Origin of the sequence: Knoellia remsis (assembly GCF_003002895.1) — a bacterium.
Lineage (GTDB): Bacteria > Actinomycetota > Actinomycetes > Actinomycetales > Dermatophilaceae > Knoellia > Knoellia remsis.
Genome location: NZ_PVTI01000008.1, coordinates 115,667 through 123,816, shown reverse-complemented (window position 1 = coordinate 123,816; position 8,150 = coordinate 115,667). Strand labels below are relative to the sequence as shown.

Sequence of the window (8,150 nt, the reverse complement as noted above, 5' to 3'; positions counted from 1 at the left end):
ACAGCGTGAGGACCCGGAGCTCGTTCTACGAGCGAGGACCGGAGCGCCGAGGAGCTCAGCCCGACAACTCGGCTGAGCGACGACAGCGTGAGGACAACAACAGCGTGAGGCGCAGCGAAATGCCGTGGCGCGCGGACGGCATACGGGATCGTCGGCGTGGTTGGGTGAGCGGATGACCGATGACGCCGCACTGCAGTCGGCGACCCGCAAGGTCGCGCGCCGGCTGACGCCCTACCTGTGCCTGCTCTACTTCATCAACTACCTCGACCGGACGAACATCGGCTTCGCCGGTCCGAACGGGATGAACGAGGAGCTCGGGCTCACCGACACGATGTTCGGTCTCGCGGCCGGGCTCTTCTTCATCGGCTACCTGCTGCTCGAGGTGCCGAGCAACCTTGCGCTGCACCGGTTCGGGGCGCGGCGGTGGATCGCGAGGATCATGGTGACGTGGGGTGTCGTCGCGGCGGCGATGGCGTTCGTGCCGAACGCGGGCTGGCTCTACGTCTTGCGGTTCCTGCTCGGCGTGGCGGAGGCCGGCTTCTTCCCTGGGATCATCCTCTACCTGACGTTCTGGTTCCCGCAGAAGGACCGGGCGCGGATGACGGCGCTGTTCATGGTCGCGATCCCGATCTCGTCGATGGTCGGGGCGCCGCTGTCGTCGTTGCTCATCGAGCACGGCGAGGGCCTGTTCGGGCTGAGCGGCTGGCGCACGATGTTCCTCCTCGAGGGTCTGCCGGCGATCGTCCTCGGTGTCGTGACGTGGTTCTTCCTCACCGACCGTCCCGGCGACGCGACGTGGCTCTCGGGTGAAGAACGGGCCGCGCTCACCGCTGCCCTCGACGCCGACGACGCGGACAAGGGTCGGTTCCACGTGTCGATCCGGGAGTCGCTGACGCGGCCGCGCGTGTGGGCGCTGGCGTTCGTCTACTTCGGCATCGTCTACGGGCTCTATGCGCTCGGCTTCTTCCTCCCGACGATCATCAAGGGTTTCGAGGAGCAGTTCGGGACGAGCTACTCGCTGCTGCAGCGCGGCCTCATCAATGCGGTCCCGTATGCCGTGGGCGCGGTCGCGATGCTGCTGTGGTCCCGTCACGGGGACCGCACGAAGGAGCGTGTGTGGCACGTCGCGCTGCCCGCGATCGTCGGCGGCGTCTCGATCCCGGTCGCGCTCTACCTCGGTAGCCCGCTCGCGGCGATGGCTGCCGTCACCGTGTGCGCGGTGGGCGTCATGTGCGCGCTGCCGACGTTCTGGGCGCTCCCCACGGCGTTCCTCACCGGGGCCGCCGCCGCGAGCGGGATCGCGCTCGTCAACTCGGTCGGCAACACCGCCGGGTTCGCGGCGCCGTACATCACCGGTTGGCTCGCCGACCTGACCGGGAGCCAGCGGACCGGGCTGTGGGTCGTCGGCGCGGCCATGGTCGGTGCGGGCTTGCTCGCCGTCGCCCTCAAGGCCACGCCCGCCGAGCCCGAGGTGGCCGGCGACGGTCGCTGACCCGGGTGGCAGGCTGGGCGGCGTGACGTCTGCGCCCACCATCCTCGTCCTCGCCTCCGCCTCCCCCGCTCGCCTCGCGACCCTGCGCTCGGCCGGCGTCGAGCCCGTCGTGCGGGTCAGCGATGTCGACGAGGACGCAGCGCTCGCGGCTGCCGAGGAGGTGCACGGGCCGCTCGCGCCTGCGGACGTGGCGCTGCTGCTGGCGCGGGCCAAGGCCGAGTCGGTGGCGAGGGCGTTGGCCGCCGCGGAGGACGCGGAGCACGCCGACGAGGACGTCGAGGGTGCGAACTTCCTTGTGCTGGGCTGCGACTCGGTCCTCGAGCTCGACGGCGAGGTGCACGGCAAGCCCGGTGACGCCGCGACCGCGACGGCGCGCTGGCAGCGGATGCGCGGCCGGTCCGGGGTCCTGCACACGGGTCACTGGCTCGTCGACGACCGCGACCCGCGGGACGGCGGGACGAACGGGTCCCTCGGCGCCACCGCGTCGACGACGGTGCACTTCGCCGACCTCGATGACGACGAGATCGCGGCGTACGTCGCGACGGGCGAGCCGCTGCGTGTCGCGGGGGCGTTCACGCTCGACGGGCTCGGCGCGCCGTATGTGCGGGCCATCGAGGGTGACCCGTCGAACGTCGTGGGCGTCTCCCTGCCGCTGCTGCGCGAGCTCCTCGCGGACGTCGGCGTGCCCTGGCGGGATCTTCGCTGCCCATCGCGAGAAACTACTTGACAGATTGGAAAGTACTTTCATATGGTCGAGCCATCGGCCGGGCCACACGGGTCCGGCGGGACACGACAGGGGAAGACCATGAACGCCACGCACTCCGCGAACTCCGGCCACGACACCGACGCCGCGATGGACGCCCGCGCCGCCCTCGAGCAGGCGCAGGGAGCCAACCTCTCGAGCGACAGGGACCGCCGCGTCCACGGCTTCGCCCTCGCCGGGTTCGGCCTCGTCATGGCCGCGTTCCTCGCGCTCTCCCAGTACTTCGACGGTCGGGCCGGCACGATCGTCCTCGGCTTCTATGTCGTCGCACTCTTCCTGCTGGCCGCCTGGCAGAAGCGGGCTGCCGGCACCGTGCCACTCGGGAGTCGCCAGCTCGGCTGGGTCGGGATGGGACTCAGCGTCCTGTTCATGCTCGCCTCGATCATCTGGCTCAACATCCGCCAGGGCGACAACCGTGCCGCGGGGATCGGCGAGCAGCCGGATGCGTGGTGGGCCTATGCCCTCGCCGCCGTCGTCACGGCGCTGCCGCTCCTCGTCACCGGGGCGCTCGTCGCGCGGGGTGGTCGGCGATGACCGCTCCCCCGGCCTCGCACGCCCGGCACCAGCTCGACGACGTCATCCACTCGCCGATCCGGTTCAGCATCGTCGCGGCCCTGGCATCGGTGGACGAGAGCGACTTCGCGACGCTGCGGGACAGCATCGAGATCTCCGACTCGGCCCTGTCGAAACAGGTCACGACACTTGAGTCCGCCGGATACGTCAAGGTCCGCAAGGGCTACGTCGGCAAGCGGCCGCGGACGTGGCTCGCACTCACGAGCCGCGGGCGGACGGCATACGCGAAGCACCTCGCGGCACTGCGCGAGATCGCCGGCGGCTGAACAACAAGAAGCGGTGTGCCACAACGCGAACAGCGTTGCAGCACACCGCTTTTCGTATGCCGGGCGGGTGCCTCAGCGGGGTGCCGCCACGGCGGCCTGGGCGTCGACGATGCCGTAGCCGTAGAGCGGGGTGAACGTGCCGCGGAGGCCGACGACCGGGGTGCGCGCCGTCGAGAGCAGCGCCTTCTCGGTCTGGTCGACGCTGCGGCCCTGGGCGAGCAGGAGCGCGGCGACGCCCGCGACGTGCGGGGTGGCCATCGAGGTGCCGGCGTAGGCGTCGTAGCCGGCGACGCCACAGCTGCTCGTCACCTCGCGCGGAACGGTCGACCAGATGTCGTCGTCGCAGCCGCCGTAGCCGAAGCCGCCGGGTGCCGCGAGGACCTTGAGGTCGGGCTTGATCGGCAGCTCGGAGAACACCGACTTCAGCTCGGTCTTGTCCGTCGAGCCGACACACAGGCCGGAGCTCGAGAAGCCCGGGCTCGTGCAAGCGATCGTCGACGTGTTGCCCGCGGCGATGACCGAGACGGCGCCCTTGGTGCGGGCGTAGGCGATGGCCTCCTCGACGGCCGTGTCGACACCGATGATCGAGAGCACCTGGGTGCCGGGCAGGGAACCGAGCGAGAGGTTGATGACGTCGGCGCCGCGGTCGGCGGCCCAGCGGATGCCGTTGGCGATGTCCTCGGTGGTGCCGGAGCCGTCCTCGAGCACCTTGATCGGCATGAGCTTGGCGTCCGGCGCGACACCGGCGACACCGAGGCCGTTGTTCGTCACGGCCGCCGCGATGCCCGCGACGTGAGTGCCGTGCGAGTCGGCCTCCTGGCCGACCCCGTCGGTGCCCTTCCAGTTGCCGTCACTGCAGACGGTCGCCTGGGCACCGCAGTCGACGAAGGTGGCGCCCGGGACGAGCTTGCCCTGGAGGTCGGGGTGGGTGAGGTCGATGCCGGTGTCGACGACGGCGATGACCGTGCCGGCTCCGGTCGAGGTGGGCCAGGCCTGCTCGGCGCGAACCTGGGTCAGGCCCCACTGCTTGGGGCGCAGTGGGTCATTGGTGGCGGCCTGGGCCGGTGTTGTGGCGGCGAGGGCAGTGAGCCCGAGCACGCCGACGGTGGCAGCCGCGCGGCGAAGGAAACGCATATCAGGGGTACCTTCCGGTGGGATCGGCCTCATCGTCGAGGCCCGAACCATTCGAGGTTACCTACTGGTAGCCGTTCTCGCGCGGCGAGATTCGTCGGACCTTCACCCTGCGAACGGGGGTCGTGGGCAGGCTCACATCGCGCCGGTCCCGCCCGAACCCTCACCGCAGGTCGAGCTCGTCGAGGGAACGCTCGAGCGCGACCTCGAAGTCGTGGAGGACGGACCGCAGGATGCGAACCTTGCGCAGGGCGTTGGCCGCCTCGCGGCGCGTCTCGGCGTCGAAGTCGAGGGTCACGTGCTTCGAGCAGTCCGCGAGGTGCACGTCCGCGCGGACCCACGGCCGCCCATCGGTGGGACGCTCGAGCGTGACGTCGGCGATGACGTGCGCGCCGAGGTGGTGACGCGGACGATTGAGGAAGGTGCGCCGGTAGAACGCGTTGGTGGTCGACATGCGGATCTCCTTGGTGGCTGACGGTCAGCCTTGGATCTGCATGGCCAACTCCTTCGTTCTCATCGGGATGTTCACCGGAACAGTGTCGCCACGAACCGGGTGGGGCGCCACCGCGATTTCGCGTCCGTCAGACCGGGGGTATGCCGCGTCGCTTGGTCGCGAACGCGCGGTCCCGGTGCGCGGCGTAGCGCAGCCGGTGCAGGAGCTCCTCGCGCAGCGCCTCGGGCTCGACGACCTGGTCGATGACGAGGTCGGCGGCGAGGCGTTCGAGGTCGACGTCCTGCTCGTACTCGCGGCGCCGCTCGGCGACGTAGGAGTCCCGCGCCTCGGCACCCTCGGCGGCCTCGACCTCCGCGATCTTGTTGGCGTAGACGGCGTTGACCGCGGCCTCCGGTCCCATGACGGCGATGCGGGCGGTCGGGAGGGCGATCGTCGCGTCTGGACCGAAGCCGGGTCCGCCCATCGCATAGAGCCCGGCGCCGTAGGCCTTGCGGACGACGACGCAGAACTGCGGCACGGTCGCCGATGACACGGCCGAGACCATCTTCGCGCCGTGGCGGATGATGCCGCCGCGCTCGACCTCGGAGCCGATCATGAAGCCCGGCACGTCGGCGAGGTAGACCAGCGGGATCGAGTAGGCGTCGCACAGCCAGATGAACCGGGCCGCCTTGTCGGCGCTGTCGGTGAAGAGCACCCCGCCCTTGACGGCGGAGTTGTTCGCGACGATGCCGACGGTCTCACCGTCCATGCGGCCGAAGCCGACGACGAGCTCGGGCGCGAAGAGCGCCTTGATCTCGAAGAAGGAATCATCGTCCACGAGGCCGTCGATGACGTCGTGGACGTCGAACGGCTGGCTCTCCCGCTCCGGCACCGACGCCCTGGTGAGGGGCGCACTCGGCGACTCACCGGCATACGAGGGGACGGGCGAGTGCCAGTTCTGCGGCACGTAGGAGAAGTAGAGCTTCGCGAGCTCGATGGCCTCCTCGTCGTCGCTCGCGAGGATGTCCCCGACACCGGAGACGGTGCAGTGCATCCGCGCACCACCCATCTCCTCGAGCGAAACGCGTTCTCCGACAACCATTTCGGCCATGCGTGGGCTGCCGAGGTACATCGACGCGTTGCCCTCGACCATGATGAGCAGGTCGGTGAAGCTCGGGATGTAGGCACCGCCGGCCGCGGACGGGCCGAAGAGGCAGCAGATCTGCGGGACCTTGCCCGAGAGCGCGACCTGGTTGTGGAAGATCCGGCCCGCGCCGCGCCGCCCGGGGAACATCTCGACCTGGTCGGTGATGCGCGCGCCGGCGCTGTCGACGAACCAGAAGACGGGCAGCTCCTCGCGCAGCGCCATCTCGGTGGCGCGCACGATCTTCTCGACGGTGCGGGCGCCCCAGGAACCGGCCTTCACGGTCGGGTCGTTGGCGATGACGATGACCGGTCGGCCGTCGACGGTGCCCCGGCCGGTGACGACGCCGTCGGCGGGCAGTCCCGGGGCGAGGGCGTTCGCGAAGCGGCCGTCCTCGACGAAGGAGCCCTCGTCGACGAGGAGCGCGATCCGGTCGCGGACGTAGAGCTTGTTCTGGCTCGCGAGCTTGGCCGCGGCCTTCTCGGTCGGCGCGGCGGACGCGGCGTGCGCCGCCTCGAGCCGGGCGCGAACGTCGGCGACTCGCGGGTCGCCGACGCGGGGGTCGGAGTCGCTCATGACGGCAGTCCGAGGTGACGGGCGATGACCATGCGCTGCACCTCGGAGGTGCCTTCGCCGATCTCGAGGATCTTCGCGTCGCGGTAGAAGCGGGCGACGGGGTACTCCTCCATGAAGCCGTTGCCGCCGAAGACCTGGGTCGCGATGCGCGTCGCCGTGACGGCCGCCTCGCTCGTGTAGAGCTTGGCGATCGCGGCGGCCTTCTTGACCTCGGCGACGGAGCGGCGGCCGGCGTCGTGCTCGTCCTTGAGCCAGGCGGCCTTGTAGGTGAGGACGCGGCTCGTCTCGGCCATGACGGCGAGGTCGGCGAGCTGGAAGGAGATGCCCTGGTTGACCGCGATCGGCTTGCCGAAGGCGGTGCGGGACGAGGCGTATGCCGTGCTCTCGGCGAGCATGCGCTCGATGAGTCCCAGCGCGAGGGCCGAGATGGCGATGCGTCCGTCGTCGAGCGTCTTGAGGAACTGCTTGAAGCCGTTGCCCTGCTCCCCCAGGAGGTTGCTCGCCGGCACGCGCACGTTGTCGAAGGACAGTCCGTGCGTGTCGGAGATGTGCCAGCCGAGCTTGTGGTACGGCTCCTCGGCGGTGAATCCCGGTGTGCCGGAAGGGATCATGATCGCGCTGATCTCGGGGCGACCCGTGTCGTCGGTGCCCGTCCGCGCGGTGACGGTGACGACGGAGGTGATGTCGGTGCCGGAGTTCGTGATGAACGCCTTGGCGCCGTTGACGACCCACTCGTCGCCGTCGCGCTCGGCCTTGGTGCGGGTGGCGCCGGCGTCGGAGCCCGCGTCGGGCTCGGTGAGGCCGAAGCCGGCGAGCGCCCGACCGGCGACGAGGTCGGGCAGCCACTGCTGCTTCTGCTCCTCGGTGCCGTAGGACAGGATCGGGTTGATGCCGAGGCCGACGCCCGCGGAGAGGGTGATGCCGATCGACTGGTCGACCCGGCCGAGCTCCTCGATGGCGACGCAGAGGCTCGTGAAGGCACCGCTGTCCTTGTCGTTCTCGTCGAGGCTGCCACCCAGCTCCTCGGGGACGACGAGCCCGAAGAGGCCGAGGTCGCCCATCTTGGGGACGAGCTCGGTCGGGAAGTAGGAGTCCTTGTCCCACTGCGCGACGTGCGGCTCGACCTCGCGCTGGGCGAAGTCGCGCACGACCTTGCGGAAGTCCTCGTGGTCCTGGCTGAGCTCGAACATTCGGGGGTCGCCCTTCGTCTCATGGGTGCGTCGTCGCGGGTGTGCGTCGTGCTTGACGTTGACGTCAACGTAAAGCAATACTCCCGGTCATGGCAACCGGCAGCGCAGCGAAGACGGACCGCGGTCGCAGCGGCGCGCGCGCAGCCGCCGGCGCGCGACCGGCATACCGGACCTCCCGCGAGGGTGACCCACCGCAGACGTGGACGATCCGCGAGATCGCCGACGAGTTCGGCATCACCCACCGCACGGTGCGCCACTACGAGGACATCGGCCTCATCTCCCCCGAACGGCGTGGCACGGTGCGGATCTACCACCGCCGCGACCGCACGCGGCTCGGGCTCATCCTGCGCGGCAAGCGGCTCGGGTTCCCGCTCGAGGAGATCCGCACGATCATCGACCTGTATGACGCGCCGCGCGGCCGCCGCAGCCAGCTCGAGTACGTGCTGGGCCAGATCGACGAGCGGCGTGAGGACCTCGAACAGCGGCGGCGCGACATCGAGGCGGCGCTGAGCGAGCTCGACCGGTTCGAGCAGTCCTGCCGCGCCGACCTCGACGCGCTGTAGAACACGTGCGGCACGATGG

Annotated in this window: 9 protein-coding genes; 5 read left to right on the top strand and 4 right to left on the bottom strand. The window is 70.2% G+C overall.

The genetic code is table 11. The features are described 5' to 3' along the window. Positions 1 to 172 precede the first annotated feature (172 nt). From BCF74_RS06840 to BCF74_RS06825, 4 genes are all read left to right on the top strand, one after another. Complete coding sequence (locus BCF74_RS06840) at positions 173 to 1,492, top strand: MFS transporter (RefSeq protein WP_106297208.1); 1,320 nt, start codon at positions 173 to 175, stop codon at positions 1,490 to 1,492. 22 nt (positions 1,493 to 1,514) lie between these two features. Beyond that, positions 1,515 to 2,219 (top strand): Maf family protein, encoded by a 705-nt coding sequence (locus BCF74_RS06835; protein ID WP_106297207.1) that lies wholly within the window; start codon positions 1,515 to 1,517, stop codon positions 2,217 to 2,219. 78 nt (positions 2,220 to 2,297) lie between these two features. After that, positions 2,298 to 2,789: a hypothetical protein gene (locus tag BCF74_RS06830; RefSeq protein WP_106297206.1), complete on the top strand. Its 492-nt coding sequence runs from the start codon at positions 2,298 to 2,300 to the stop codon at positions 2,787 to 2,789. Continuing rightward, entirely contained in the window at positions 2,786 to 3,094 is a 309-nt protein-coding gene (locus tag BCF74_RS06825) for a winged helix-turn-helix domain-containing protein (RefSeq protein WP_106297205.1), read from the top strand. The genes BCF74_RS06830 and BCF74_RS06825 overlap by 4 nt, the downstream gene beginning before the upstream one ends. A gap of 72 nt (positions 3,095 to 3,166) precedes the next feature. Here the strand turns inward: BCF74_RS06825 and BCF74_RS06820 are convergent, their stop codons facing one another. The 4 genes from BCF74_RS06820 to BCF74_RS06805 all read right to left on the bottom strand — a co-directional run bounded on the left by BCF74_RS06820 (position 3,167) and on the right by BCF74_RS06805 (position 7,568). Beyond that, the gene (locus BCF74_RS06820) at positions 3,167 to 4,228 is read right to left on the bottom strand and encodes a S8 family peptidase (RefSeq protein WP_106297204.1); all 1,062 of its coding nucleotides are present in this window, start codon (positions 4,226 to 4,228) and stop codon (positions 3,167 to 3,169) included. A 160-nt stretch (positions 4,229 to 4,388) separates the two neighbouring features. After that, positions 4,389 to 4,679 (bottom strand): hypothetical protein, encoded by a 291-nt coding sequence (locus tag BCF74_RS06815; RefSeq protein WP_106297203.1) that lies wholly within the window; start codon positions 4,677 to 4,679, stop codon positions 4,389 to 4,391. A 127-nt stretch (positions 4,680 to 4,806) separates the two neighbouring features. Next, positions 4,807 to 6,378 carry an acyl-CoA carboxylase subunit beta gene (locus tag BCF74_RS06810; protein WP_106297202.1) on the bottom strand — a complete coding sequence of 524 codons (1,572 nt, stop codon included), beginning with the start codon at positions 6,376 to 6,378 and terminating at the stop codon, positions 4,807 to 4,809. Continuing rightward, entirely contained in the window at positions 6,375 to 7,568 is a 1,194-nt protein-coding gene (locus BCF74_RS06805) for an acyl-CoA dehydrogenase family protein (protein ID WP_106297201.1), read from the bottom strand. The genes BCF74_RS06810 and BCF74_RS06805 overlap by 4 nt, the downstream gene beginning before the upstream one ends. An 89-nt stretch (positions 7,569 to 7,657) precedes the next feature. Here BCF74_RS06805 and BCF74_RS06800 point away from each other — a divergent pair, with 89 nt between their 5' ends. Beyond that, the gene (locus BCF74_RS06800; protein WP_106297200.1) at positions 7,658 to 8,131 is read left to right on the top strand and encodes a MerR family transcriptional regulator; all 474 of its coding nucleotides are present in this window, start codon (positions 7,658 to 7,660) and stop codon (positions 8,129 to 8,131) included. The last annotated feature ends 19 nt before the right edge of the window (positions 8,132 to 8,150 follow it).

Coding starts and splice junctions, on each gene's coding strand:
- BCF74_RS06825 (WP_106297205.1), top strand. CDS start 2,786: ATGACCGCTCCCCCGGCCTCGCACGCCCGGCACCAGCTCGACGACGTC.
- BCF74_RS06800 (WP_106297200.1), top strand. CDS start 7,658: ATGGCAACCGGCAGCGCAGCGAAGACGGACCGCGGTCGCAGCGGCGCG.
- BCF74_RS06830 (WP_106297206.1), top strand. CDS start 2,298: ATGAACGCCACGCACTCCGCGAACTCCGGCCACGACACCGACGCCGCG.
- BCF74_RS06820 (WP_106297204.1), bottom strand. CDS start 4,228: ATGCGTTTCCTTCGCCGCGCGGCTGCCACCGTCGGCGTGCTCGGGCTC.
- BCF74_RS06805 (WP_106297201.1), bottom strand. CDS start 7,568: ATGTTCGAGCTCAGCCAGGACCACGAGGACTTCCGCAAGGTCGTGCGC.
- BCF74_RS06810 (WP_106297202.1), bottom strand. CDS start 6,378: ATGAGCGACTCCGACCCCCGCGTCGGCGACCCGCGAGTCGCCGACGTT.
- BCF74_RS06840 (WP_106297208.1), top strand. CDS start 173: ATGACCGATGACGCCGCACTGCAGTCGGCGACCCGCAAGGTCGCGCGC.
- BCF74_RS06815 (WP_106297203.1), bottom strand. CDS start 4,679: ATGTCGACCACCAACGCGTTCTACCGGCGCACCTTCCTCAATCGTCCG.